Origin of the sequence: Flavobacterium sp. J49, from assembly GCF_011742145.1 — a bacterium.
Classification (GTDB): domain Bacteria; phylum Bacteroidota; class Bacteroidia; order Flavobacteriales; family Flavobacteriaceae; genus Flavobacterium.
Map to the genome: position 1 here is coordinate 1 of NZ_JAAQQU010000060.1, position 203 is coordinate 203.

Consider the following 203-nt stretch of genomic DNA (forward strand, 5'->3'; position numbering starts at 1 on the left):
TCGTATTCTGTAACCAGAACTTGGACCGCTACCGATGCTTGTGGAAATGCTTCTACAGCTACTCAAACCATTACTGTAACTGATACAACTGCTCCTGTTTTTGAAGCCTTACCTGCTCCTTCAACCATCTCTTGTCCGGCTACTCCTGAGTTTGCTCAGGCTACTGCCACTGACGCTTGTGGTTCTGGAGCTACTTTGACTTT

The 203-nt window shown here is 46.8% G+C and carries 1 protein-coding gene; it reads left to right on the plus strand.

Annotated features, from left to right (window positions below; all coding sequences use genetic code 11):
* Nucleotides 1-203: hypothetical protein (locus HA632_RS01780; RefSeq protein ID WP_217902807.1), on the plus strand; the 203-nt coding region annotated here is incomplete at both ends.